Origin of the sequence: Maribacter spongiicola, assembly GCF_004364165.1 — a bacterium.
Lineage (GTDB): Bacteria > Bacteroidota > Bacteroidia > Flavobacteriales > Flavobacteriaceae > Maribacter > Maribacter spongiicola.
This window is the reverse complement of record NZ_SOAY01000013.1, coordinates 138,724-164,836: the sequence shown is the minus strand read 5'-3', so window position 1 is coordinate 164,836 and position 26,113 is coordinate 138,724. Positions and strand designations below refer to the sequence as shown.

The 26,113-nt window shown below is 34.4% G+C and carries 21 protein-coding genes; 10 read left to right on the top strand and 11 right to left on the bottom strand.

What is annotated here, in order from left to right; all coding sequences use genetic code 11:
- Positions 1-3: 3 nt before the first annotated feature.
- Complete coding sequence (locus tag CLV90_RS15540) at positions 4-2,199, bottom strand: sensor histidine kinase (RefSeq protein ID WP_133688435.1); 2,196 nt, start codon at positions 2,197-2,199, stop codon at positions 4-6.
- 133 nt (positions 2,200-2,332) lie between these two features.
- Here CLV90_RS15540 and CLV90_RS15535 point away from each other — a divergent pair, with 133 nt between their 5' ends.
- Positions 2,333-2,797: an ankyrin repeat domain-containing protein gene (locus tag CLV90_RS15535; RefSeq protein ID WP_133688434.1), complete on the top strand. Its 465-nt coding sequence runs from the start codon at positions 2,333-2,335 to the stop codon at positions 2,795-2,797.
- A gap of 5 nt (positions 2,798-2,802) precedes the next feature.
- Entirely contained in the window at positions 2,803-3,588 is a 786-nt protein-coding gene (locus CLV90_RS15530; RefSeq protein ID WP_133688433.1) for an amidohydrolase, read from the top strand.
- Here CLV90_RS15530 and CLV90_RS15525 read toward each other — a convergent pair.
- Positions 3,572-5,188 (bottom strand): Ig-like domain-containing protein, encoded by a 1,617-nt coding sequence (locus CLV90_RS15525; protein ID WP_133688432.1) that lies wholly within the window; start codon positions 5,186-5,188, stop codon positions 3,572-3,574. The genes CLV90_RS15530 and CLV90_RS15525 overlap by 17 nt on opposite strands.
- A 51-nt stretch (positions 5,189-5,239) precedes the next feature.
- A complete protein-coding gene (locus tag CLV90_RS15520; RefSeq protein WP_133688431.1) occupies positions 5,240-5,941 on the bottom strand; it encodes a ComF family protein in 702 nt (233 codons plus the stop codon).
- 40 nt (positions 5,942-5,981) lie between these two features.
- Between CLV90_RS15520 and CLV90_RS15515 the strand changes: the two genes are divergently transcribed.
- Both CLV90_RS15515 and CLV90_RS15510 read left to right on the top strand, forming a co-directional pair.
- Positions 5,982-6,881: a hypothetical protein gene (locus tag CLV90_RS15515; protein ID WP_133688430.1), complete on the top strand. Its 900-nt coding sequence runs from the start codon at positions 5,982-5,984 to the stop codon at positions 6,879-6,881.
- Positions 6,882-6,918: 37 nt separating this feature from the next.
- Complete coding sequence (locus CLV90_RS15510; protein ID WP_133688429.1) at positions 6,919-8,463, top strand: glycine--tRNA ligase; 1,545 nt, start codon at positions 6,919-6,921, stop codon at positions 8,461-8,463.
- 1 nt (position 8,464) lies between these two features.
- Here the strand turns inward: CLV90_RS15510 and CLV90_RS15505 are convergent, their stop codons facing one another.
- Together CLV90_RS15505 and CLV90_RS15500 are read right to left on the bottom strand one after the other, a co-directional pair.
- The gene (locus CLV90_RS15505) at positions 8,465-10,552 is read right to left on the bottom strand and encodes a TonB-dependent receptor family protein (RefSeq protein ID WP_133688428.1); all 2,088 of its coding nucleotides are present in this window, start codon (positions 10,550-10,552) and stop codon (positions 8,465-8,467) included.
- A 26-nt stretch (positions 10,553-10,578) separates the two neighbouring features.
- Positions 10,579-11,103 (bottom strand): DUF3575 domain-containing protein, encoded by a 525-nt coding sequence (locus CLV90_RS15500; RefSeq protein WP_133688427.1) that lies wholly within the window; start codon positions 11,101-11,103, stop codon positions 10,579-10,581.
- 114 nt (positions 11,104-11,217) lie between these two features.
- Between CLV90_RS15500 and CLV90_RS15495 the strand changes: the two genes are divergently transcribed.
- Positions 11,218-11,982 (top strand): exodeoxyribonuclease III, encoded by a 765-nt coding sequence (locus CLV90_RS15495; protein ID WP_133688426.1) that lies wholly within the window; start codon positions 11,218-11,220, stop codon positions 11,980-11,982.
- 70 nt (positions 11,983-12,052) lie between these two features.
- On the top strand, positions 12,053-13,093 hold the full coding sequence (locus tag CLV90_RS15490; RefSeq protein WP_133688425.1) for an aldo/keto reductase: 1,041 nt from the start codon (positions 12,053-12,055) through the stop codon (positions 13,091-13,093).
- Between the two features lie 105 nt (positions 13,094-13,198).
- Here CLV90_RS15490 and radA read toward each other — a convergent pair whose 3' ends face one another.
- From radA to panC, 6 genes are all read right to left on the bottom strand, one after another.
- Positions 13,199-14,560 (bottom strand): DNA repair protein RadA, encoded by a 1,362-nt coding sequence (gene radA, locus CLV90_RS15485; protein WP_133688424.1) that lies wholly within the window; start codon positions 14,558-14,560, stop codon positions 13,199-13,201.
- Between the two features lie 73 nt (positions 14,561-14,633).
- The gene (locus tag CLV90_RS19330) at positions 14,634-14,804 is read right to left on the bottom strand and encodes a hypothetical protein (protein ID WP_166638601.1); all 171 of its coding nucleotides are present in this window, start codon (positions 14,802-14,804) and stop codon (positions 14,634-14,636) included.
- A gap of 54 nt (positions 14,805-14,858) precedes the next feature.
- Positions 14,859-16,001: an alpha/beta hydrolase gene (locus CLV90_RS15480; RefSeq protein ID WP_133688423.1), complete on the bottom strand. Its 1,143-nt coding sequence runs from the start codon at positions 15,999-16,001 to the stop codon at positions 14,859-14,861.
- A gap of 26 nt (positions 16,002-16,027) precedes the next feature.
- On the bottom strand, positions 16,028-16,993 hold the full coding sequence (locus CLV90_RS15475) for a lysylphosphatidylglycerol synthase transmembrane domain-containing protein (RefSeq protein WP_133688422.1): 966 nt from the start codon (positions 16,991-16,993) through the stop codon (positions 16,028-16,030).
- Between the two features lie 3 nt (positions 16,994-16,996).
- Entirely contained in the window at positions 16,997-17,347 is a 351-nt protein-coding gene (gene panD, locus CLV90_RS15470; RefSeq protein ID WP_027065788.1) for an aspartate 1-decarboxylase, read from the bottom strand.
- Positions 17,348-17,355: 8 nt separating this feature from the next.
- Positions 17,356-18,201, bottom strand: a complete 846-nt coding sequence (gene panC / locus CLV90_RS15465; RefSeq protein WP_133688421.1) for a pantoate--beta-alanine ligase — start codon at positions 18,199-18,201, stop codon at positions 17,356-17,358.
- A 102-nt stretch (positions 18,202-18,303) separates the two neighbouring features.
- Between panC and CLV90_RS15460 the strand changes: the two genes are divergently transcribed.
- The 4 genes from CLV90_RS15460 (at position 18,304) to CLV90_RS15445 (ending at position 26,106) form a co-directional block, all read left to right on the top strand.
- Complete coding sequence (locus CLV90_RS15460) at positions 18,304-19,113, top strand: glycogen/starch synthase (protein ID WP_133688420.1); 810 nt, start codon at positions 18,304-18,306, stop codon at positions 19,111-19,113.
- A gap of 5 nt (positions 19,114-19,118) precedes the next feature.
- On the top strand, positions 19,119-21,038 hold the full coding sequence (locus CLV90_RS15455) for a DUF4270 domain-containing protein (protein ID WP_133688419.1): 1,920 nt from the start codon (positions 19,119-19,121) through the stop codon (positions 21,036-21,038).
- Between the two features lie 151 nt (positions 21,039-21,189).
- The gene (gene glmS / locus CLV90_RS15450; protein ID WP_133688418.1) at positions 21,190-23,034 is read left to right on the top strand and encodes a glutamine--fructose-6-phosphate transaminase (isomerizing); all 1,845 of its coding nucleotides are present in this window, start codon (positions 21,190-21,192) and stop codon (positions 23,032-23,034) included.
- 267 nt (positions 23,035-23,301) lie between these two features.
- Positions 23,302-26,106 carry a TonB-dependent receptor domain-containing protein gene (locus tag CLV90_RS15445; RefSeq protein WP_133688417.1) on the top strand — a complete coding sequence of 935 codons (2,805 nt, stop codon included), beginning with the start codon at positions 23,302-23,304 and terminating at the stop codon, positions 26,104-26,106.
- Positions 26,107-26,113 lie beyond the last annotated feature (7 nt).

The window sequence follows — 26,113 nt, the reverse complement described above, 5'->3', positions numbered from 1 at the left end:
TTATTATGCCTGTTTAAGTTTAATGAAAATAGTAGTGCCTTTGTCAACTTCACTTTCAATGCTTATGCTACCATTCATTGATTCTATTTGGTTTTTGGTTATAAATAACCCTATTCCTTTGGCATCTTTGTGTTTATGAAAAGTTTTATACATCCCAAATATGTTATTACCATGTTTGTTTAAATCGATGCCCTGACCGTTATCAGTAAATGAAATTAGAATATCATTTTTTTCAATTTTAGATTTTATATCAATAACAGGTGTTCGTTCTTTAGCCCTATATTTTAAGGCATTGGTTAAAACATTCAGAAATATACTTTCTAAATATGCTGGTACTGCATGTACAAAATGCGACTTATTTATATCTAAATTTAGTGTTGCGTGTTGTTCTTCAAGTAAGCCGTTTATACTTTTGGTTATTTGATTGATTGTATTAAGTATACTAATGCTTTGCAATTGTTCAAGTGCACCGGTTTTTACTTGTACTACATCATTTAAATGCGCTATGGTTTCAGATAAACTTTGGGTAGCATTAGTAATCATTCTATTTAAATTTTTAACTTCATCTTCATCTTCTTCTTCATTTAAAAATTTGGTAAGCATAGTCATATTTGTAGAATGTGACCTAAGGTTATGCGATACAATATGGGCGAAATTGGTTAAACTTTCATTTTGGCTTTTGGTAACATCTACCAAAGCTTCTAATTTTTTTTGTGCTTCAATTCTATCGGTAATATCTAGAAATTGGGTGATTACATGGCTTATATTGCCATTGAGGTCTTTTACAGGAGTAGCCCCAATAATAGCATGAACTATATTGCCATTTTTATGAAAATATCTTTTTTGTAACTGTAAATTTTTATTGCCGCCTATTTTAACTTTGTTTTTATAGAAAGTACTATTTGGTATATCATCTGGGTGAGTAATATCCATTGAGGTCATTTTTAATAACTCTTCTTCAGAATACCCTAAACTTTGAGATAGGCTTTTGTTTACTTTTAGCCATTTAAGATCCGGACTCACCAATGCCATGCCAATGGCAGAATGTTCAAAAGTTTCAGCGAATAGTTTGGTGCTTTCGGCTAATTTAAATTCGGTACTACGAAGTTCTGTAATATCCCAATTTGCCCCTGTCATTTTAATGGCATTACCATTAAAGTCTTTAATGGTCTTTGATAGCCCTCTAATAAATTTTATAGAACCATCTTTATGTTTTATTCTAAACTCTTCATCGAAATCTTTAATGCCATTGATAGCATCGTTTGTTGCAGCCAATGTTCTTTCTAAATCATCTGGATGTATTGAGGATGACCAAGCTTTAAAAACGCCGGAAAAATTATTTTTGTCAATATTAAAAATCCGGTACATCTCATGGTCCCATTCAAGATTATTTTCAAGAAGATTATAGTCCCATGTACCAATTTGTGCAGTTTGAGTGGTAATTTTTAAAAGTTCCGAAATTTCTTGATGAGCTAATTCAATTTTCTTTCGTTCATCTATATCCTGGAAAGTACCTATAAGTCTAACCGCTTTACCATTCAACATTTCAACTTCACCTTTTGCGCGTACCCAAACTTCATTTCCTTTGGCAGTAATAATAATTAACTCAGTGTCGTAAGGTTTACCTTCGCTAATAGCTAAACCAACTAATTGAGTAATCTTTTCTCTGTGAACACCTTCTTTATAAAAGTTTATTCCTTCCTTTAAATTCGGGATAAAATCATTGGTTACTTCGTGAATGTCTTTAGTAGTTTTTGTCCAGTTTAAGGTATTATTAAGTAAATCAAGTTCCCAGCATCCTATTCTGGCAACCTCTTCAGCCTTATGTAATAATTCTATTTCTTTTTGTTCAATCGTAATATCATCTAAAAATATTATGGCACCGTCAAAACCATGGTTCTCAGATTTAGAAGGTATAATTTTCCATTTTAACCATTGAAGCTTACCGTTGGGGAAAACAAATTTTTGTCCCAGGTTAATGTCCTCTTTTCCATTTACCCCATTATTTAAGGCAATTTTGAATGAATCGGGCATTTCGATTATGTTGTCAAACAGGGGTTTATTATCATTATCAGTTTTGTTAAGACTAAATTTTTGATGCCACTGGTTAGAGTAGCTAATAAAGTTTAACTTAGTATCGACGATAGCAATTGCATTGGGGGACTCTTTTAAAAGAAAGTCAACGGCTAATGTTTTCAAAAGTTCTAGAATTTTTATTTAAAGGTACATATTATCTTTAAGGTAGGAAAAGTTTGTCGAACGGTAAGAAAATACTTCTTAGTTCAATTGCTTCTGTTTTCTGAATAATGAGAATAATTTATAATACAATCTTATGAACGAGTTTTTTTTTAAAGGAATTAGAGAAGGTAGTTTTAACGAGGTTAAATCTATGTTAGAAAAGAATCCTGTACTTGTTAATAGTAAAGATGCTAGAGGGTCGACACCGTTAATTTTAGCGACGTATTATGATGAAATGGAGATTGCATCGCTATTATTGGACAAAGGTGCAAAAATCGATGCTGTAGATGCCTCTGGTAATACGGCCTTAATGGGTGTTTGTTTTAAAGGTTTTACCGATATCGCTAAATTATTGATAGAAAAGAAAGCACAGCTAAATGAGCGTAATGCAATGGGGGCTACATGCCTTATATATGCCACCCAATTTAATCGCTTAGATATTGCGAAGCTATTAATTGCCAATGGCGCAGATAAGTCGATAAAAGATAATAGAGGAAACAGTGCTTTAGATATTGCAAAAACACAAGGGGTAAGTGCTTTTGTAGATTTATTGGAATAAGTAGTATGCAACAGAATAACAGTCGTTTAAAAATAGCGTTAATACAATCTTCTTTACATTGGGAAAATCCTAATGCAAATAGAGACATGTTCGGTAATAAAATTGAACAAATTGAACAAGATGTTGATCTTATAGTACTACCAGAAATGTTTACAACGGGTTTTACTATGTCACCTGCTAATATAGATATTCATGAAGGTGTAATAACCTTAGATTGGATGAAGAAAATAGCAACCTGTAAAAATAGCGCTATTATTGGCAGTACGGTATTTCATGATAACGGCAATTACTATAATAGACTCCTCGTTGTAAAACCTAATGGAGAGTATGAAAGCTATGATAAACGACATACGTTTACATTGGCAGGAGAACATGAAAAATATACGGCGGGTACAGAGAGATTAATAGTGAATTTTAGGGGGTTTGCTATTTGCCCTTTAGTATGTTATGATCTTCGTTTTCCGGTTTGGAGTAGAAATACAGAAAATTTTGATGTGTTGTTGTACACTGCAAATTGGCCGACTCCAAGAATCAATGCCTGGGATGCATTGTTAAAAGCAAGAGCAATCGAGAATATGGTCTATTGTGTTGGTGTAAATCGTGTTGGTATAGATGAGGTGGGTCATCTATACCCAGGTCACTCTAGTTTATATGACCCACTTGGCGGCTTGATATCGCTTACCGAAAAAGAAGAAACGATTATAGTAGAAATAGAGAAGGAGAAAATTGACCTCGTTCGTAAAAAGCTTCGTTTTCTAAATGATCGCGATCATTTTACTCTATCAAATTAAACGTCTCTATTTTTTCCCAATTGGCACGTAGCTCTATTAACGTAGGGTAATAGCTTATTTTTTCAGGTTGTCTATGTTCTAAGAAACTACCCGTATCCCATTTTCCATTACCGTTCATATCGAATATGACCCTAGCTTGATATTTACCTGGGTTCAGATTGTTGAAAACATATTCTTGTGGTCTGCTAGCATAAATTTCTCGCTGTAAATCTCCCTTTTCATTGGTTAGCTGAACAATTATGGGGTAAACAATAGTATTACCATTTAAACTCAGGGTCAGGTTACCATAATCGGCAATACTTTTTGTTCTAAAAGAATAATCGACCGAATCATTAGATGTTTCGAAAAAATCAGTCACTGCACCCGGCACTAATTCCATTCTGTAGCTTTGGTCCGGATGAACCTTAAAATCAAAATTCAATAAATTTTGTAGGGTGTCAAGTTTTAATGAATAGGCAATTTCTACAGAATCTTTATCCATCAATTTAATCTTGGTACTATCAAACCTAATTATTGGTGTATTGCTTAAAAGGTTTATAGGCTTATCCATCTCAATATTTCCATTTTGACTCATAGAAATCTTTAAGGAGTCAAACTCAACTTTTCTGTTCTTAACTTTAAAGGTGTCTTTTACTTTTAAAGATTCATTGGTGATTACGAAAATAATCGAGTCCATTTCATAAGGTGTGAACCAAAAATTCAATGTATCTTTTTCTCTTTCTTTAGTAATCTTTGTTTTTACGGTATCTGGTATTTTGGTAATGGTTTCAATTTGGATGTCGTCACCCTCGCCATAATAGCCAAAACTTATTCTATTGCTGGCTTCCATACTAGGTACGGCTACACCATAATCTTGAATTTCTTTGAATAGATTTAACAAATAAATGGAATCTGTAGGTAAGTTTATTGTATCACGTACAAAACCTATTTTATCGGTTTTTTGATCAAATAAATTATTGCCTGAGGCATCTTTAATACCAAACAAAGCATATTTGCCTTCTTTTAAATTGTTAAGTTTAAATATAACTGCGCTATCTAGAGTATTTGTAATGTAATTCGGTGGTCTCTTGTAAACAGTAGAGTCGGTGTAGCTGCTGTCAATTTTATAGAGCATTACACTAACAAAATCATCGGCTTTTTTATTAAATGCATCTTTAACCACACCTGTTAGCGATAATGAATCAATGTAATCACCAGTAGAGAAAACATAGGTAAAAAATGATTTCGGATTTTCTTCGTTGTTATCAACAATACCTTGACCAAAGTTAAAAGTATAGGTAGTATTGGGTTCAAGGGTATCTTTAATCGTTATTTCAACATATTTATTGACATTGCCAATGGGTGAAAGTACCGGAGCATTATTTAAAGGGGGTGAAATTATCAGTTGCTTTTGAATATCTTTTAGCTTCACTAATTCATCAAAATACAATCTAATTTTTTGTCCCGTAAAGTTCGTAGTTAAATTAGGCGGCTCGGCCCTTGTTAATTCTGGTGGAGTAATATCCTTCGGTCCGCCTGTCGGTGTACCTCGTTGTGCACATTGATATGAAACCAATACGATGATAAAAACAAATATAAAACCTAAAATTTTTCTGCTCATTAGTGTGATTATCGACCGCAAAGAAACAACATATTTTATAGAAATCTAATTCTATGGAACAACTGCCATACTAGAAATATAAATCTCAACACCTTCGATATCTTTAAAAGTGTTGGCGCAGATTTCCATAGTAGCGCCTGTAGTGATTACATCGTCAACCAAAAGTATAGTTTTGTTGGCAAGCGTTTTTCCATTTTTAATTTCATATAAAGATCTATTGTCATACCATCTGCTTAATCTGTTTCTTTTGGTTTGCGTTTTTGTATTAGCGGTTTTTACCAAAATATCATCAATGTATTGGGCATTGATATGGAAAGCAATTTGTTTGGCAAAAAGTGCAACTTGGTTATAGCCTCTTTTTTTTAGTTTCTTTCGGTGCAATGGTACGGGTATGACAAAATCTATTTGTGGTAAATGGCCTTGTTTTTTTAAAACTTGTCCGTGCCAGTCACCTAAAAAGTGCCCAATACCTTCTTGATTCTTATATTTTAAAAAATGGATGAGGTTTTTTACGATTCCAATTTCGGTAAAGAATAAGAATGAATTTGCCTTTTTTATGTTAATTCGACCATAAAAAATACGGTCAACGGCATTTTCATCGTTAAAGGTATACTCGGTAAGTGGTAATTGATGTCGGCAAGATGTACAGAGAAGAGCCTCTCCTCTATATAATCGAGCATTACATCCAAAACATGATATGGGTAGTAGTATGTTGGTAACATCCTTTAGTATATTTGAAATTATGTTTTTCATCAAATTTTACAGATTAAACAACCTACAGCCCGCTTTTTAAATGGACAGTCAAGATAACAAATTCAATTATAAAATAATACTTGCAGCATTTATTGCTGTAATTATAGCGTTGCTAATTGCATTCTACTATAGTTATGCCCAATCAAATGCACAAATCGGTTTCTTAGAACAAGAAAAAGAGATTTTGGTAAAAGACCTTACTATTATGAAGGCAGATGTGGCACGTTTATCTGCTAAAAGTGAAATGAATGAAATAGAATTGCAAGATTCTAAATATAAAGTACAAGAACTTTTAGATTCAGTTGGGCGTTTAAACTTTACGGTTCAAAAGTTAAGAGAGTTCAAAACAGAACTACGTAGACTAGAATCTAAGAACGACAGCTTAATTTTAAAGAACAATTTCTTACGATATAACAACATGTTACTTACGGATAAGTACGATGAGTCTCGTAAGCAAATTGAAAATCTTAGAACAAACAGTAATTCTTTAGCAGAGGCCGAGGCTTTACAAAGAAGAAAAATTCTAGAACTTAATCAGAAGTTGAAGACGAAGAGCTATTTAAAAATGGCTAATTCTGAAGGAAGCGGTTTCAGATTAATTCGTGGTACAAAGCCGACTAAAACGAACAAGGCATCTATAATTGAAAAATTAAGAGGTTGTGTTACAGTTTTGGCGGATGAGAGTGAGGCTGATAACGAAAAAGTTATTTATCTACAGTTTTTAGATCCCAACAAACAGATTGTCGAAGATAATGCCAATACCATTACTGTAAATGGAAATGTGTATAGCAAAAGAGTCGAATTTATTTTTACAGGATTAGATCAGTCTTTATGCGAGTCGATTACCATACCAGAAGGTTCATTAATGGAAGGTAATTACACTTTAAATGTGTTTGAAGACGAACGTTTAATTACTTCTTCTGAATTTGAATTGAAATAATTATTTTTTTTTTGGTCTATTGTTCTATTTTTGCCAAATGGCAAAGCAAGAAGATGATTTTAAGCGTGTAATTTCTCACGCAAAGGAATACGGATATGTATTTCAATCTAGTGAAATTTATGACGGGTTAAGTGCTATTTATGATTACGGTCAAAATGGTGTTGAGCTTAAAAAGAATATACGCGACTATTGGTGGAAGGCGATGGTTCAGCTCAATGACAATATTGTTGGCTTAGATGCTGCAATTTTCATGCACCCATTAACCTGGAAGGCTTCTGGGCATATTGATGCTTTCAATGATCCTTTAATAGATAATAAAGATTCTAAAAAAAGATATAGAGCAGATGTATTAGTGGAAGATTATGTCGCTAAAATCGATGCTAAAATCGAAAAAGAAGTCGGTAAAGCTGAAAAACGTTTTGGCGAAGCTTTTGATAAAGAACAGTTTTTGCAAACGAACCAACGTGTAGTTGAGTATCAAGAGCAAGGAAAAACCATTTTAAGTAGATTGGCAAAATCTTTACAAGAAGAAGATTTAGCCGATGTAAAAGCGCTAATTGAAGAATTAGATATCGCTTGCCCAATGTCAGGCTCTAAAAACTGGACAGAGGTAAAGCAGTTCAATTTAATGTTCGGTACAAAATTAGGTGCCAATGCAGAAACTGCAATAGATCTATTTCTTAGACCAGAAACTGCTCAGGGTATTTTTGTAAACTTCTTAAATGTTCAGAAATCTGGTCGTATGAAGCTTCCTTTCGGTATAGCACAGACCGGTAAGGCTTTTAGAAATGAAATTGTTGCTAGACAGTTCATTTTTAGAATGCGTGAGTTCGAACAAATGGAAATGCAATTCTTTATACAGCCAGGTACCCAGCAAGAGTGGTATGAAATCTGGAAAGAAAAAAGAATGAAGTGGCATTTATCTCTTGGTTTGGGTCAAGATAATTATCGTTTTCATGACCATGAGAAATTAGCACATTATGCAGATGCAGCTTCTGATATAGAATTTCGTTTTCCATTCGGGTTTAAAGAATTAGAAGGGATACATTCACGTACCGATTTTGATTTAAGCAGTCACGAGAAATTCTCTGGTAAGAAGTTACAATATTTTGATCATGAGGTAAACAAAAACTATGTTCCTTACGTATTAGAAACATCTATTGGTTTAGATAGAATGTTCTTGGCAGTATTCTCTAACTCGCTTCAAGAAGAAGAATTAGAAAACAATACAACTAGAACAGTTCTTAAGTTACCAGCTGTTTTGGCACCTGTAAAAGCTGCTATATTACCTTTACTTAAAAAGGATGGTCTACCAGAAATTGCACAAGAAATTATTGATGATCTTAAGTGGGATTTTAATGTTACTTATGATGAAAAAGATGCTGTAGGTAGACGATACAGAAGACAAGATGCCAATGGTACTCCGTTTTGTATTACCGTTGACCACCAGTCTGTAGAAGACCAAACTGTTACTATTAGACATAGAGATTCTATGGAGCAAGAACGTGTTGCCATATCGGCATTGAAAGGTATTATTCATGATGCGGTCGATATGAGTACTTGGTTGAAAAAAATGGAATAGTTTATAGGATGTAATTCAGTTTTACACCACCGTAGTAATTAATAGTGTTCCCAGGGTAGAAATACCTTGGGGCATTTCCTCCAAATCCGGTAGCATTTATTAATACTGATTGGGCATACTTTGTGTCTGTTAAATTATTGATGCCAAAATCTATACCTACACGTAATTTTTCTGTTATCTGATTTTTGTAGCCTATTTTAATGTTTAATAAATTAAAGGAGTCACTATAAAGCGAATTCGCATCTGTTAACGGTATTTCATCAATAAATTGATGGGTAACATTTATAAATAATCCGTTCCCAAAATTAGTTTGTATTCCAGAATTTATTTTGTTTTTTGGTACACCTGTTAATGCATTTTCAGAGTAATCTGCATCAGCCTCTTCATCCATGAAATCAATGAACTTATGATTACTGAAGGTGTAGCTTATAAATGGTGATATCGTTATTTTATTGGTTAAGCTAATGCTATAACTCCAGTCTAGATCAACACCTTGATGTTTAGTTTTACCCGCATTACGCCCAATATACTGGTTATCGCCAACGCGTTTGGCAACTAGTAAATTATTAATGGGCATTAGGTAAAAAGCGACATCCAAATTTAGCCTATCATCTTTGCTTTTATGTTGAATGCCAATTTCGTAGTTTGTGCCTGTTTCTTGAACAATATCGATATTTATGATTCCGTCAGGGGTCAATGTTTCTTCTAAACTCGGGTTAGAAAATCCGCGGCTAATGTTCGCGTATAAATGGTTGAATGGCGTAATAGCATAGTTGACATCTAAACTAGGTAAGAATAAGGTTTTAAAATTTCTATTGGCACTTGTATTATTTTCGCCAGAGTTAAACAAATCTCTAAAATCATATTGAGTGTTGTTACTGTTTAAACCCAATTGTGCGGTCAATTTATTCGTAAATGAATAAGAGGCTGTTGCGAAAGCATTGATTTGGCTTCGAAATTCTTTGTTTTGAGATAGCCTATCTCCTTGTAAGCTTCCATTACCATTGTTTTCTTGATAAAGATTTTCAAAAGTTCCCCATGAGTATTCATCTTTATAAAGTTCAGCGCCAAAGGTGTACAATAGGGCATTTTTAGAAATATCTATTTTACCAGAGAATAAGGTTCTAAAGCCATAGCCATTAGTGTATTCATCTAAAATATTAAACGGCGCAGGTTCATAATGATCTAAATAAGTATAAAATAAACTTGTCGTATTTTTAAGATTAGAATTTGCATTGTAGGTATGAGAAAGCCCTATTAGGCTATAATTGTTGTCTTCATATCCTTTGGCAGATTGCCACGTAAATGCAGCTTGTGTAGGATCTTCATCGAAATCTTCTTGACTTATTGAGCTAGCTATTTGAGCAGAGTAATCAATATGATTTACCAGAAGTCCAATTTCACTTTTATCTGTTAGTTTAAAAATGGTATTCAGTAGAAATCCGTCACGTTCAAATCTATTGTTATCACGGTATCCATCTATTTCCATATGTCCATATTGAAAGGTCATATAAAAATCCTCCTGCGAATGCGTAAATCCTAAACTATTTTTAAATAATCCGTAAGAACCAATGGTAGTATTATTGGTGAGCTTGGTAGGTTGATCGCTCAGTTGTTTGGTGTTCAAGATAATTGCTCCGCCTAAATTAGTGCCAAATCCTGTTCCTTTTGGTCCCTTAATAATTTCAACAGATGTCAAGTTTTCTAGGTCAAAAGCTTCAATGGTCGAAGAGCCTGTTCCATTGGTAATTGGAATATTATTATAGTAAAGCCTTAGTTTATCTGTGCCGTATAATGTTCTAGAACCAACACCTCTAATGGTTATTCTGTTGGTGTTCAACGCTCCAGATAAAGCATAAAGACCAGAAACTTGATTTATGGAACTAATGAAATCTACCGGACTATAATTTGCAAATGTAGTAGCGCCAATGGTTTGTGAAGGTATAATACCAATGGCATTTTTAGCTGTTAGCGTATCTACAACAATAACTTCGTTCAATTGGGTGACACTATCTTTTTCGACAGTGTTTTGTGCAAAAAGGGCTGAAGAAATTGAAAAAATAAGTAATAGGAGAAATATTCTTTTCATAGGTGATTAAACCTCAAAAATACCCATTAAAACCGATAACCTAAAGATAAACCGGCTCTGAACATAAAGTCATCTTGAAAATCTTCTGGATTAATGTTTCTACCTAGCCCTCCATTTAATTCGATAGTAAATTTTTGGCTTCTTGTAGCCCATTTATAACCGCCACCAAGACCAAGTGCTATCGTAGAGTAGTCATAATTTCTACTTCCTAGGTTTGCAGTGTCTACATCATCATCTTCACCAGTGTAATATAGTCCGAATACTTCAGCAAAAAGACCACTTTTAGGTCCGTAGCCAAAGTAGGCTCTTAAGTTCGGTCCTATTCCGAAATTGCCATTGTAATCTGTTGCTTTACCATCAAAATACATAGTTCCGCCAATACTAGTATCTTCATTGATATAATACTCGTATCCTAATTCAACCGTAGTGGTTACCAAAAACTGACCAATATTCAATTTTACCTCATGGCTGTTTTCGTCATTATAATAAGCCTGAGAAAAAGAAGAAGTGGTAATAAAAACTAAAAGAACTGAAAAAATAAACTTGTTCATGAGATGCGTTTAAAAGTGCAAATATTTTTTAAAGCTGTGAAATTATGATTTTAATAGAAAGTATGCACCTTTAATCTTCAACTCTTTTTTATTTTTAAGCCAAAATGAATAGAGATGAAGATCATATCTTATAATGTAAATGGAATAAGGGCAGCGTTAAGAAAGGGTTTTTTAGAATGGTTGGCGGCAGTTTCACCAGATGTTGTTTGTTTGCAGGAAATTAAGGCAAATGAGGATCAGTTAGATATTTCATTATTTGAAGAGGTAGGTTATAAATACAATTATTGGTACAGTGCGCAGAAGAAAGGTTACAGTGGTGTGGCCATACTTTCAAAAACAAAACCAGATGATGTGGTTTTTGGCACAGGCATCGATTATATGGATTTTGAGGGAAGAAACATTCGTGCCGATTTCGGAGATATTTCTATCATGAGCATGTATTTGCCTTCAGGCACAAATATGCAGCGTTTAGATTTTAAACTTACTTACATGGCAGATTTTCAAGAATATGCTAATGCATTGAGGTTGACAAAGCCTAATTTAATTGTTTTGGGCGATTTTAACATTTGCCATGAAGCCATAGATATTCATAATCCTGTGGGTTTAAAAAACGTGTCTGGATTTTTACCAGTTGAAAGAGAGTGGATAGGAGATTTCATGAAAAGCGGATTCATAGATAGTTTTAGAGAGTTTAATACTGAGCCAGATAATTATACCTGGTGGAGTTATAGGGCGAATGCTAGAAATAACAATAAAGGTTGGCGTTTAGACTATGCTATGGTAGCCGCTACATTGAAAGATAGGCTTTCTAGGTCGGTAATATTGTCTGAAGCGAGACATAGTGATCACTGCCCAATATTGATAGAGGTAGAGAGTTAACTATATGGATACAACTACCCTCAAAATATTTAGTAATTTTGTATTTAATGTTAGTAAATAGAATAGTTGAATGATCTACACCAATTTACCGCACACAGATATTGAAGTAAGTAAAATTTGTTTGGGCACCATGACCTGGGGAAATCAAAATACCGAGAATGAGGGGCATGAGCAAATAAATTATGCCATTGATAAGGGTGTTAACTTTATAGATACGGCAGAATTATATCCTGTTCCTGCGCATAAAGATAGATATGCCGCTACTGAGAAGGTTATAGGTAATTGGTTTAAAAAGAATGGCAATAGGGAAGATATAGTGCTAGCTACTAAGATCGCCGGTAAAGCCGAAATGACGAAGTTCATTAGAACTACTGGATTTACTAGAGAATCTATAATTGATGCAGTTGAAGGTAGTTTACAACGTTTACAGACAGATTATATAGATTTATACCAACTTCATTGGCCAGACAGAAGCACTAATTATTTCGGTCAAAGAGGTTATAAGCATGATATAGCTGACCATTGGGAAGATAATATTCATCAGGTTTTAGAAACCATGCGCGATCTAATACGCGAGGGTAAAATTAAACATGTAGGTATTTCTAATGAAACACCTTGGGGTACCATGCGCTTTTTAGAAGAGAGTAAAGTTCATGGAACATTACCAAGAACGATTACAGTTCAAAATCCATATAGCTTATTAAATAGACTTTTCGAAGTGGGTATGGCAGAAATTTCTATGAGAGAGCAAGTAGGTCTATTGGCGTATTCACCTATGGGCTTTGGTGCGTTAAGTGGCAAGTATTTAGGTGATCGAATGCCAGAAGGTTCTCGATTAAGTCTATTTCCTCAGTATAATAGATATATAGGCGATACAGCCGTTGAGGCGACAAAAAGATATTATGATTTGGCACAAGCTAATGGTCTTTTATTAGCACAAATGGCATTGGCATTTGTAAATTCTAGACCTTTTGTTACCAGTACAATAGTAGGCGCTACAAACATAAGGCAATTAGAAGAAAATATTGGAAGCATAAATGTGAATTTATCTGACGATATTATTGAGCAAATTGAAACTATTCACAACTCCATTCCTAACCCGGCCCCGTAATATGCAAAACCTTGTACGGTTACAAGTCGGATTCGGACAGGTAGTTCTTACCATAGTGGTAATTGTCGTAATTATGGTTTTAGCCAGAATTATGAGAGATAAGCGCTAGTCGAATAAATTAGCTGCCACTTCTTCAATTTTAGAAGCCAAAAGAATTTTTATTTTGGTTGATTTGAGTCCTATCTTATTATTCTTTGAAATAATAATAGTGGTGTACCCTAGCTTTTCGGCTTCAAGAATACGTTGCTCTACCCGTTGTACAGGTCTAATTTCACCAGCTAAACCGACTTCCGCAGCAAAACAGATACCCTTGTCAATAGGTATGTCTTCATTGCTTGATAGAATAGCGGCAACAACAGCTAAATCAATAGCGGGATCATCTACTGAAATACCACCTGTTATGTTTAAGAAAACATCTTTTGCTCCAAGTTTAAATCCTGCCCGTTTTTCTAGTACGGCCAATAACATATTTAATCTTTTAGCATTGTAGCCAGTTGTAGAACGTTGAGGTGTGCCGTAAACAGCTGTGCTTACTAATGCTTGAATTTCTATGAGTAGAGGGCGCATACCTTCAACGGTCGAGGCAATGGCGGTACCACTTAATCCGTCATCATTTTTAGAAATCAATACTTCTGACGGATTATTGACCTCGCGCAATCCGCTGCCTTGCATTTCATATATACCAAGCTCTGCGGTTGATCCAAATCTGTTTTTTAACGATCTAAGAATACGATATACATAATTACGATCCCCCTCGAACTGTAGAACGGTATCGACCATGTGTTCCAGAATTTTAGGTCCGGCAATAGAACCATCTTTAGTAATATGACCAATGAGAATTACGGGTGTGTTCGTCTCTTTGGCAAATTTTATAAGCTCTGCCGTACATTCTCGAATTTGAGAGATACTGCCTGCAGCAGACTCTATATAATCTGAGTGTAATGTTTGTATAGAATCGATCACTACAATATCTGGTTCTGTAGCTTCTATTTGTTTAAATATATTTTGAGTTTTTGTTTCCGTTAGAATAAAACAGGTTTGACTGTTTGGGTGAATTCTATCGGCACGCATTTTAATCTGCTTTTGGCTTTCTTCACCAGAAACATATAGCGTTTTATAAGGTAGTTTTAAAGCGATTTGTAACAGTAAGGTACTTTTTCCGACACCAGGTTCGCCGCCAAGAAGTACTAATGCACCAGGTACTAAGCCACCACCAAGAACTCTATTGAATTCTAGGTCAAAAGTGTTTAGGCGCACTTCTTTTTCAATACTAATTTCATTCACCAAAAGAGGTTTAGAAACTCTTTTAGATGTTTGAGAGGGAGTTTTCCAACTAGCCTTCTCTTCTTTTTGTACCACTTCTTCAACAACGGTATTCCATTGTTTACAAGCAGAACATTGTCCCACCCATTTGGCATATTGAGTACCACAATTTTGACAAAAAAATGCAGTTTTAGTTTTGGCCATCTTTAGCTTTTATTGAAAAGGCTAAAGGTAGCAAGAAGTTTAGAATGTGTACATCTCAGAATGAAATTATGATTTAACTATCACTAGATCTTTCTTTTTTATAGGCACTAAAAGCGAGGAAAAATGATGCCCACGCCATAAATAGGGCAATGCCGTTATAGGTTAAAATAAATTCTCCTTTTAATCCAAAATAGGTAAAAAGCACTCCGGAGAACACGAAGTACATTGCGTCAATTTTAATCATAATTAAGTAGGTTAGGCTAATTTGGGACTAGCCGTTTATTTAATATAATAATCTTTAAAAACCGAAATCGGCTTTTAGTGCATCCATTTTTTCAAGGGCCATTTCTTTAGTTAAAAAATCTATTTCTTCCATTTGAAAAGATTTTTCAAATGTTCTTAATGCTTTCTTAGGTTCGCCAAGTTGCTCATAGTACTCCCCTTCAAAATAAAACCCAAGCATTGTTTCTGGGTATTCTTTTTTACATAGGTCAGATAGGGGTTTTAGCGATTCAAAATCTTCTTTCTTTCTAGATGCAGCATATATTGCCATAATATCATTTAGCTCAACAGGCTTACTAAAACCGAACATATCTACGATGCCTTGGTATTTGTTTTCTAAATAATTGTAAACTGGCTCTTCGCTAGTTAATATCTTAGTTTTGTATTCTTTCGGACTAATAGGTTTAAACATTCCGAAGATGTTATCAAACGCCTTTCCGATACCGTAGGTGGCAACAGAAATATGGTCGGCATTGGTGTATTCATCAAAGAAGTAATGTAAAGATTCTTTTTCTATGGCCTTAATATCCTTATCCATAGTCATAATTCTTTGTTTGTCGTTACTAGCTTCGCCTTCAACGATCAATTGATAGAATATCTGATTTTCAAATGTACCTAATCTCATAGGAACCCTACTTTCCATTTCTGGCGCAAGAGTTGGTGAGATACTAACATAACCGTCAAAAATGGAGTTGTCTTTGAACAACCAATAGTTCATAAAATTGGCGGTGATGTCATAGCCAACAATCATTTTAAATGGAGCTGTACTATAATTGAGATCTAGGTAAGGAATAAGTTCCATGCCAATAAATTCATAAAAACTTTTTCCCTTTTCAGAAGGTAAACCACTTTCTGGGTCAAAAGCGCAATCTTTATATCTTAGGTCGTTTTCGCTTTGGTTGACACCTACTACAATACTTTCGGGCATACCATGAAAACGACTGTAAAATTTTGATGTTGCTACTACCTGTTCAAACAAATATTCTCCGTCAAGTACGATAATTAAAGGGTACTTTTTGGTTTTGTCCATATTTTCAGGAAAAAAGTAATGCACGTCTCTTCTTTCTTGAAGTTTAAAAGATTCGAAAATTTCTTGTGTCACTTGAGAATAGGAAGTTATCCCAAATAAAAGCGCGAATATTAAAGATACATAACGCATAAAAAGTAATTATTAGTTGAAGGTTACTATTTACTTCTGTTCAATAACGGTAATAAAAGAAAAGATATTGCACCAAAAACAACTATCATTAGTGTCTGTGCAATCCAAATTATCCATCCGAAGGCATCACCAGATACAGAACTGATTCCGAAAATAGCCAAAGCACTGCTTACCGCGATAGGGTAGAGACCAATTCCACCATTGGTAGTTGCCATGGCGAACGCCCCTGCTACAAAGGCTACCAAGAGTTGACTTAATGAAAGCGAAATGGTTTCTGGTACTGTAAATTTAATGATCCATAGCATTCCTATATAACATCCCCAAATGAAAAAAGTATGGAATATAAAAAGCCATTTATTTTTCATTTTAAAAATACTGAAAACACCATCGAGCAATCCTTTTACAAATGTTTTGATCTTTAGGGCAAAAGTGCTTTTCGACCTTTTAATTATAAAAATGAATAAAAAGAATAAAACAATACCGACAACGGCAAGTGAAATAAGTCCGGCAACATTAAAACCACGTTCTTGCAGAATGCCCATGATCACATCTGTCTGTAATAAAAATGCAACAGTGACTACTAAAAGTAGCATGATAACGTCGATTACCCTTTCCGTGACAATGGTGCCAAAGCCTTTTTCAAAAGGTACCTTCTCATAGGTAGTTAATGCCGTAGCTCTTAAGATTTCGCCAGTTCTGGGGATGCCTAAATTTGCGAAGTACGAGGTTAAAATTATTAAAATGTTATTTGTGAGTTTAGGCTTGTAGCCTAGCGGTTCTAAAAGATAGTTCCAACGAACGGCTCTAGAGATGTGCCCAAAAATACCGAGTAAAACAGAAAGAAATACATAGAGCGGATCCGCTTCTTTAATGTAAAAAATTATTTCTTTTCTATTTTCAGGAGTTGTTGAATTGTAAGAGTACCAAACTAAAAAAACTCCCAATGCAATTGGGAGTATAATCTTAAGATTTTTTTTTAGCGTATTCGTCAACTTTTACGTTAAAAGATTATTTGCTTCGTTAGGAAAAACTAAAGAAGGATTGAATTTTTTTGCATCCTCGATATCCATCCAAGTATAAGAAATTAAAATTAAAATATCGCCAACCGATACTTTTCTTGCAGCGGCACCATTTAATGTTATTTCTCCACTTTTTCTTGGACCGGGAATAATATAGGTCTCAAGTCGTTCACCGTTGTTATTGTTAACGATCTGTACTTTTTCGCCACGAATAAAATTAGCGGCATCCATTAAATCTTCGTCAATTGTAATGCTACCAACATAATTAAGATCAGCACCGGTAACTTTTACTCGATGTATTTTTGATTTAACTACTTCTACTTGCATATCTTAAATTAATTTAGGGCTATGTTATCGATAAGCCTTACGTCTTCAACATAAACGGCAATAAACGCCCGGTATTTTATATTATTAATTTTATTCTTTATGGGTGTTAATGTTTCAACATCGGTAATATCAAAATACTCTAGTTGAAAATCATCCGACTTTTTAAACTCGTTTATGACCCAATCTTTAACGTTAAGAGCATTTTCCATGCCAAATTTAATTTTGGCAGCTTTCAAGGTTTCATATATAAATGCAGCCTTTTGTCGCATAGGTTTACTTAACCTTTCATTTCTAGAACTCATTGCCAAGCCATTATCTTCTCTAATAATTTCGCAACCTATAATTTCAACAGGTATATGCTGTATTTTGGTCAGTTTTTGAATGATGCGTAATTGTTGAAAATCTTTTTCTCCAAAATAAGCTTTAGTAGGTTTGACAACCTTAAGTAGTTGTTCAACTATAGTACCCACGCCATTAAAATGATCATCTCTAAATTCACCTTCCATAACCTTGTCAAGCCCTTCAAAATCATATATTTTAGGCTCAATTGAATCTGGGTATATTTCATCAACTTCGGGTGTAAATATGATAATGTCTTCTGAAATAGTTGAAATAAGTTGAATATCTGCCTCTAAAGTTTTCGGATATTTGTCTAAGTCTTCTTTATTATTAAACTGTGTAGGGTTTACAAAAATACTGATGACAACTTTCTCATTTTCATCAACGGCTCTCTGTATTAAAGAAGCATGCCCTTGATGTAGGGCTCCCATTGTAGGTACGAGACCTAATTTAAGGTCTTCGCCCAGTTTGTTAAGATCTTCTGTAAGCTTGTTTTTAGACTTTATTACCAGCATTGAAAAGTGCTTTAGCGAGCAAACTTACTATAATTACTGCTAATCTCTATATTTTTTGTAATTTTGCAGTTACGTTTCAGTGAAAAATAAAATATAACCTTTATGAATGGTAAAAAGATATTATTTGTATCTTCTGAATTAGTTCCTTACTTACCCGAAAACGAAGTTTCCCTAATGTCTTATGAAGCACCTAGAATGGTCAACAGCAATGGTGGTCAAATTAGGATTTTCATGCCTAGATATGGTAACATTAATGAAAGAAGGCATCAATTACATGAAGTAATTAGGCTTTCGGGTATGAACTTGGTCATTAATGATATGGATATGCCATTGATCATTAAGGTGGCATCTATCCCAAAAGAAAGAATTCAAGTTTATTTTATCGATAACGAAGAGTACTTTAAGCGTAAAGCTACTTTTACAGACAAGCAAGGAAACCTTTTTCCAGATAATGACCAACGTGCAATTTTCTTTGCAAAGGGAGTTATGGAAACGGTGAAAAAATTAAATTGGTCTCCAGATATCATTCATGTTCATGGCTGGATGGCAAGTTTATTGCCGTTATATCTTAAGAAATACTATGCTGACGAACCACTTTTTGCAGACAGTAAAATAGTATTATCGGTATACGGTAGAACATTTGATGGTTCTTTAGATAAAGATATGGTTAAGAAAATTGCTTTTGATGGAATTCCAGAAGAAGCGATTGCATCTTTAGAGGATCCTACATATAATAATTTGTTAAAGGTAGCTGTTGATTATTCTGATGCTATTATTTTAGCTTCGGAAGATATTCCTGAAGAATTAGAAAACCACATTTCCAACCAAGAAAAACCAGTGTTGCAATATGTACCTGTTCAAGAGTTTGAAGAGGCGTATGCTAATTTTTATAACACCGAAGTTTTAAAATAATCTGAATGAATTTTATCGTTAAGTCCGCTATTCCCAAATTTTCGGGATTGTTATTGATATTGGGTCTTTTGGTTTCTTGTGAGCAAGATTTAACTACCGTAGGTTCTGGTGTAGTCGGCAATGAGCCATTTACTACAGGCACAGAAATTTATGATGTTTTTGCTTATAACAAAAACATTGAAGCTGTACAGACCAATAAATTGCCAATTTATCAATTAGGTACCTATAACGATCCTATTTACGGTAAAACAGAGGCTTCTGTAACTTCGCAGATGTTCTTAAGTGCTACTAATCCATCTTTTGGTAGTTTTTCGCAAGAGAAAGAAGATAGAGCAGGTACTACAGATGAGTCAATTACGACAATTCAGGAAAACGAGACTGTAAAAGAGGTTTATCTATATATTCCTTTTCTAAGAAACAGTAATTCGGTTGATACTGATAATGATGGTGTTGTCGATGAATTTGACAAAGTACCAGATAGCGATAATGATAATGATGGTGACGGAGTGGATAATTCAGTAGAAACTGCATCTAATACAGATCCTTTAGATATATTGAGTGTAGATGCCGATAGAGATGGATTAAATGATGGTGATAATGCCCCTATATTTACAAATAATTTTGCTAAAAAGGTGGAGTTAGATAGTATTTATATTAATGGAACAAATTATGATGATGTAGTCAAATCTCCATTACCTTCTTTTAATTTAAAGGTAGAGCGTTCTTCTTTTTTCTTACGAGATTTAGATCCTAATTCAAGTTTTCAAGAAGCGCAAGAATATTATTCTAATCAAGTTTTTTCTCCAAATTTTGTTATAGGTGATCCCCTGTTCGATGGTATTGTAGAAATTAATGATGAAGAAATTTTGATTCAAAACGAAGATGATGATTCTACTGAAGATGTAGATGAGTCGTTAACATTTTCGAAAATACAACCAGGTATTAGGGTAGCATTGAATAATGAATTTTTTCAGGCTAATATTTTAGATAAAGAAGGAGATTCTCAGTTAATAAGTCAGTCGAATTTTACCGAATTTATACGTGGGCTTCATTTTTCTATTGTAAACCAATCCGGCAACGATGTTATGTTTATGTTTGATCTAAAGGGGTCTAGCGTAACTATGACTTATAGTTATACAAACTATGACACCAATGGTACAACAGATGATACAAGTGATGATAATCCAAATAATATTTTAGAAAAAGACTTTACATTTTCTTTCTTGACAGGTAGTACAACTGGCGCAGTGTCAGGTAATGCTGTAAACACTTTGGTTACCGAAAATTACGGTCCTCAAATATTACAGGCACTTGATAATGGTGAAAACGCATCACGACTTTATTTAAAAGGCGGAGCGGGTACCTATGCCGAAATCAATTTATTCGAAGAAGATGGTGGTGAAAGTATTTTAGGGCAAATTAAAAGTGAGAATTGGGTAATAAATGAAGCTAATCTTGTTTTTTACATAGATAGGGATCAGCTAGATGCCGCAGGTAGTACCTTAGAGCCTCCAAGACTTTACTTGTACAATGCAGAGAATAAATTTCCATTGATAGATACTACTACAGATCCTGCTACTGCAGTTACTGGAGTCTCAAATTTGTTTGGGTTTTATCCAAACTATGATGGAGTCATTGAAAAATCTAGTGGTAAAGGAGTTAAGTATTCATTGAAAATAACCGATCACATTAATGATATGGTGGTTAGAGATTCTACAAATGCTAAATTGGCATTAACTTTAACTACTAATATACAAAACTGGAGCATTGCTGATGCAAAGGTTGTAAGTGGTGAAGAGAGATTAGCAACGACATCTACAGTAACCCCTTTGAGCACTATATTATATGGCGGTAATATTCTGGCTACAGACCCTAATTTTGACAAAAGGCTAAAGCTTGAGATATCTTATACAAAAGCAGATTAGTAACTGAAGATTGTGTTATTTTATCATTAAATACTTTGTTGGCATACCACTTCCTAATTATTAGCGTTGTATAACCTAAATGTTATATATTTCATTGTCATAATATTTTGTGACTTTGATATTTAATTAAAATTTTCAAATTGATAGTATTATGTGTGGAATTGTTGGATACATAGGGTATAGGGAAGCTTTTCCTATCGTTATAAAAGGACTTCAAAGATTAGAATACCGTGGTTATGATAGTGCAGGTATTGCATTGTTTGATGGTAACCAAATAAATCTAGCCAAAACAAAAGGTAAGGTTGAAGATTTAAAAAATAAAGCTAAGGATATTTCTCAAAAGGGTTCTATTGGTATAGGTCATACCCGTTGGGCAACCCATGGTGTACCAAATGATGTTAATTCACATCCTCATTATTCAAATTCGGGCGAATTGGTAATAATCCACAATGGTATTATTGAAAATTATGAGGCTATAAAACAAGAGTTGACTAAGCGTGGTTATATATTTCACTCTGACACAGATACAGAAGTTTTAATTAATTTAATAGAAGAAGTTCAAAAAACTGAGGGTGTTAAATTAGGGAAGGCAGTTCAAATTGCGCTTAACCAAGTGGTGGGTGCATATGCCATTGCAGTTTTTGATAAGAAAAAACCAGATGAAATTGTAGTTGCTAAATTAGGTAGTCCTTTGGCTATTGGAATTGGAGAAGGTGAATTTTTTATCGCTTCAGATGCATCTCCTTTTATTGAGTTTACAAATAATGCTGTTTATCTTGAAGATGAAGAGATGGCTATTATTAGATTAGGAAAAGAAATCAAGCTTAGAAAAATAAAGGATGATGCAGTAGCATATCCAAGAATTTTAGAGCTACAGATGAATCTTGAAGAGATTGAAAAAGGTGGTTACGATCACTTTATGTTGAAAGAGATTTATGAGCAGCCTAGAGCTATAAAAGATACGTATAGAGGTCGTTTGTTGGCGGATCAAGGTTTAATTAGAATGGCGGGAATTGACCTTAATATGGAAAAATTCTTAAACGCTAACAGAATTATTATTGTTGCTTGTGGTACCTCATGGCATGCTGGTTTAGTTGCTGAGTATATATTTGAAGATTTGGCAAGAATTCCTGTAGAGGTAGAGTATGCATCAGAATTTAGATATAGAAATCCTGTAATAACAGATAAAGATGTTTTAATTGCAATTTCACAATCTGGTGAAACTGCAGATACCTTAGCTGCTATAAAGTTAGCAAAGGAGAAAGGGGCTTTCGTTTTTGGAGTTTGTAATGTGGTAGGTTCGTCAATTGCAAGAGAATCAGATGCAGGTGCCTATACCCATGCCGGCCCCGAAATTGGTGTTGCTTCTACAAAAGCGTTTACTACGCAAATTACGGTACTTACGTTAATTGCTTTAAAACTAGCAAAGGCGAAAGGTGTTTTCTCTGAATCTAGATACCATGAGTATTTAACCGAATTAGAGAACATTCCGAATAAGGTTGAAAAAGCTTTGCAGTCGAACGCACTTATAGAAATAATTGCCGATGTTTATAAAGATTCAACCAACTGTTTATATTTAGGTAGAGGATATAATTTTCCGGTAGCATTGGAAGGAGCTCTTAAATTGAAAGAGATTAGTTATATTCATGCTGAAGGTTACCCAGCTGCAGAAATGAAGCATGGTCCTATAGCATTGATCGATGAGCATATGCCAGTATTCGTAATTGCAACAAAAAAGGGGCATTATGAAAAGGTAGTAAGTAACATTCAAGAAATTAAATCTAGAAAAGGTAAAATTATAGCAATCGTTACCGAAGGTGACGAGCAAGTAAGAGATTTGGCAGATCATGTAATTGAGGTGCCTGAAACTTTAGAAAGCTTAACACCGTTATTAACCACAATCCCTTTACAATTACTTTCTTATCATATTGCAGTAATGAGAGATTGTAATGTTGACCAACCTAGAAATTTGGCAAAATCTGTTACAGTAGAATAAAACAAGTCAATTTATAGATTATAAAGGGGCGTGATTCATTTCACGCCCCTTATTTATTTGTATGTGGTTCTTTTTTATGTAGATAAATTAATTTAGGTACGGTATTTTTTAGGGCTGTTATTATTAAGTTAATTGCGTATATCTTAAAATTATTCCCATTTGATTGTGATAATTTTACTATGCATGCATAATTTTTTTCAAATTACTATTGTCCGTATAAAATAATCTGTATCTTAACCCTCAACTAATTTTAAACTTTAATTAAGAATGAGAACAATACTACTTTTAGCATTGATGATTATTGGAACTTTTGGGTATTCCCAGACCAATATCAATGGTAATGTTGTTGACCAAAACAACGAGCCTATCCCCGGGGCCAATATTGTTATTGTTGGCACAACCATTGGTACAGTAACAGATTTTGATGGTAATTTCAATTTGGCAACATCCGAAGTTCCACCTTTTAAAATAGAGGTGTCGAGCATCGGGTATACTAGTATTAAAGAAAGTATTACTAGTGCAAGCCAAACAATTACAATCATTTTAAACGAATCACAAACCTTTTTAGATGAGGTTGTTATTTCGGCATCTAGAACTCCAGAGCGTATTTTCGAATCTCCGGTTACGGTAGAGAGAATGGGTGTTTCTGAAATAAAGAACACTGCTGCCGCCGATTTCTATGGTGGTATAGAGAATTTAAAGGGTGTTGATGTAAACACGAACAGTTTAACCTTCAAATCAGTAAATACCAGAGGTTTCGCTTCTTTTGCAAATACTCGTTTTATGCAGCTGGTAGATGGTATGGATAATTCTGCACCTGCGTTAAACTTTCCAATAGGTAACTTAGTTGGGTTAACAGAAACAGATGTGTTAAGTGTAGAATTACTGCCTGGCGCTTCTTCTGCATTGTACGGTGCAAATGCTTTTAATGGTATATTATTTATGCGAAGTAAAAGTCCGTTCGATTATGAAGGTTTAAGTGTAGCTATTAAAAGAGGTATAACTTCACAAGAGGCCGCTGGCGATAATGCATATACAGATGTTAGTATAAGAGCAGCCCATAAGTTTAGTGATAAATTTGCGGCCAAGGTCAATTTCGGTTATCTAGATGGTACAGATTGGGCAGCAAACAATATTGAAGGAAAAGATGAAAATAACTTTATTGCAACAGGTTTAACTCGTGAAAACGATTTAAATTATAATGGGGTAAATGTATACGGTGATGAGGTAGCCACTGATATAAAAGATGTTGCGCTTACTTTAGAAAGTCTTGGGCGTATTCCAGCAGGTGCTAATGCCTTAATTCCTTCGGTTCAGGTAAGTAGAACAGGTTATAACGAAAGTGATCTTACAAATTATAGCGCAAAAAGTATTAAAGCAGATTGGGGACTTTACTATAGACCAATTGAAGATAATAGCTTAGAACTTTCTTATGTAGGTAAAGTAGGTACAGGTAATACTATTTATCAAGGTACTAATAGGTATAACATTAATGGTTTCTTTCAAGAGCAACATAAACTAGAAATAAAAAACGATAATTTTTTTGTTCGTGGTTATTTAGTTGGTGATAAATCTGGAGATTCTTACGATATGGTTTTTACCGGAATTAATATCAATAGAGCTTGGAAAAGTGATCAACAGTGGTTCGGTGAATATACAGGAGCCTATTTACAAGCTACTTTAGCTGGGGCAACTGACGAAGCAGCACATGCAGCTGGTCGTGCAACAGCTGAAACAGGTAGATTTCTGCCAGGTACACCAGAATTTCAAGCGGCTTTTGATAGAAGTGTAAACGATCCTGATCTTAGCACAGGTTCAAAGTTTCAGGATGCATCAAAATATTACCATGCAGATGCAAATTATAATTTCAGCCATTTAATTGATTTTGCAGATATACAAGTTGGTGGGTCATTTAGGGAATATAGTTTGAATTCTTCGGGTACCATCTACACTGATACTGACGGACCGATTAACTATTCAGAATTTGGCGTCTACACCCAAGTTCAAAAGAATTTACCTTTGTCTGGCGAGAAAAACTTAAAATTGACAGGGTCTGTACGTTATGATAAGTCTGAATTTTTTGATGGTTTCTTTTCTCCAAGGATATCTGCAGGTTTAACTATTAATAGGAATCATAATATTAGAGCATCGGCACAAACAGGATTTAGAAACCCTACAACACAGGATCTTTTTATAGGATTGGATGCAGGTAGAGCTATTTTGGTAGGTTCTGCTCCAGATAACCTTGATCGTTACACTCGCGATTTTACCATTAGCCAAGCAGGTCAAGATAATTTTGGACAACAATCTAGCATTACTCAAACTGGTAGAGCGGCATACGAAAACTCGTATTCTTTAAGTTCGGTGAATGAACTTAGCCAAACAGGAAACCCTGCGGTCTTAGAAATCGCTAATCCGGATATCATAACACCAGAACAAGTAGCTTCATTGGAGATAGGTTATAGAGGTAAAATAGATAAACTAATTATTGATTTTAGTACCTATTATAACAAGTATAAAGACTTCATATCACAAGAAGTAGTAATAGCGCCACTATATGGTGTAGTTGGCGATGGTGGATTATCGGTTGCTGCTGTAGCAAATGGTGATTTTCAAGCGTATAGTACGTACACTAATTCTGATGCTGATGTAAATTCATATGGAGCATCTTTAGCTTTAAGTATGAAAGTTTTAGGTAACTATGATTTAGAAGGAAGTTATACATATACCAAATTAGATTTTGATCGTAACGCTAATCCTGATTTACAACTAAATTTCAACACGCCAGAACACAAATTCAAGGCTTCTTTCGGAAACACGGCATTATTTGAAAATTTCGGATTCAATGTTGCTTATAGATTTAGTGATGATTATTTTTGGGAAGCAACATTTGCACAGGGTGTAGTACCTGAATTCCACAATATAGACGCACAAATAAATTATTCTGTTCCAAGCATAAAGTCTACGTTTAAGGCAGGGGGTACAAACATATTAGGCGATGAGTACTATACAGCTGTAGGTACTGGTTTTATAGGCTCTATGTACTACCTGTCTTGGACAATTAACAACTAATTAAAAT

Excerpts from the sequence above, each read along its gene's own strand:
- CLV90_RS15535 (WP_133688434.1), top strand. The coding sequence starts at position 2,333 with ATGAACGAGTTTTTTTTTAAAGGAATTAGAGAAGGTAGTTTTAACGAG.
- CLV90_RS15530 (WP_133688433.1), top strand. The coding sequence starts at position 2,803 with ATGCAACAGAATAACAGTCGTTTAAAAATAGCGTTAATACAATCTTCT.
- CLV90_RS15525 (WP_133688432.1), bottom strand. The coding sequence starts at position 5,188 with ATGAGCAGAAAAATTTTAGGTTTTATATTTGTTTTTATCATCGTATTG.
- CLV90_RS15520 (WP_133688431.1), bottom strand. The coding sequence starts at position 5,941 with ATGAAAAACATAATTTCAAATATACTAAAGGATGTTACCAACATACTA.
- CLV90_RS15515 (WP_133688430.1), top strand. The coding sequence starts at position 5,982 with ATGGACAGTCAAGATAACAAATTCAATTATAAAATAATACTTGCAGCA.
- CLV90_RS15510 (WP_133688429.1), top strand. The coding sequence starts at position 6,919 with ATGGCAAAGCAAGAAGATGATTTTAAGCGTGTAATTTCTCACGCAAAG.
- CLV90_RS15505 (WP_133688428.1), bottom strand. The coding sequence starts at position 10,552 with ATGAAAAGAATATTTCTCCTATTACTTATTTTTTCAATTTCTTCAGCC.
- CLV90_RS15500 (WP_133688427.1), bottom strand. The coding sequence starts at position 11,103 with ATGAACAAGTTTATTTTTTCAGTTCTTTTAGTTTTTATTACCACTTCT.
- CLV90_RS15495 (WP_133688426.1), top strand. The coding sequence starts at position 11,218 with ATGAAGATCATATCTTATAATGTAAATGGAATAAGGGCAGCGTTAAGA.
- CLV90_RS15490 (WP_133688425.1), top strand. The coding sequence starts at position 12,053 with ATGATCTACACCAATTTACCGCACACAGATATTGAAGTAAGTAAAATT.
- radA (WP_133688424.1), bottom strand. The coding sequence starts at position 14,560 with ATGGCCAAAACTAAAACTGCATTTTTTTGTCAAAATTGTGGTACTCAA.
- CLV90_RS19330 (WP_166638601.1), bottom strand. The coding sequence starts at position 14,804 with ATGATTAAAATTGACGCAATGTACTTCGTGTTCTCCGGAGTGCTTTTT.
- CLV90_RS15480 (WP_133688423.1), bottom strand. The coding sequence starts at position 16,001 with ATGCGTTATGTATCTTTAATATTCGCGCTTTTATTTGGGATAACTTCC.
- panD (WP_027065788.1), bottom strand. The coding sequence starts at position 17,347 with ATGCAAGTAGAAGTAGTTAAATCAAAAATACATCGAGTAAAAGTTACC.
- panC (WP_133688421.1), bottom strand. The coding sequence starts at position 18,201 with ATGCTGGTAATAAAGTCTAAAAACAAGCTTACAGAAGATCTTAACAAA.
- CLV90_RS15460 (WP_133688420.1), top strand. The coding sequence starts at position 18,304 with ATGAATGGTAAAAAGATATTATTTGTATCTTCTGAATTAGTTCCTTAC.
- CLV90_RS15455 (WP_133688419.1), top strand. The coding sequence starts at position 19,119 with ATGAATTTTATCGTTAAGTCCGCTATTCCCAAATTTTCGGGATTGTTA.
- glmS (WP_133688418.1), top strand. The coding sequence starts at position 21,190 with ATGTGTGGAATTGTTGGATACATAGGGTATAGGGAAGCTTTTCCTATC.
- CLV90_RS15445 (WP_133688417.1), top strand. The coding sequence starts at position 23,302 with ATGAGAACAATACTACTTTTAGCATTGATGATTATTGGAACTTTTGGG.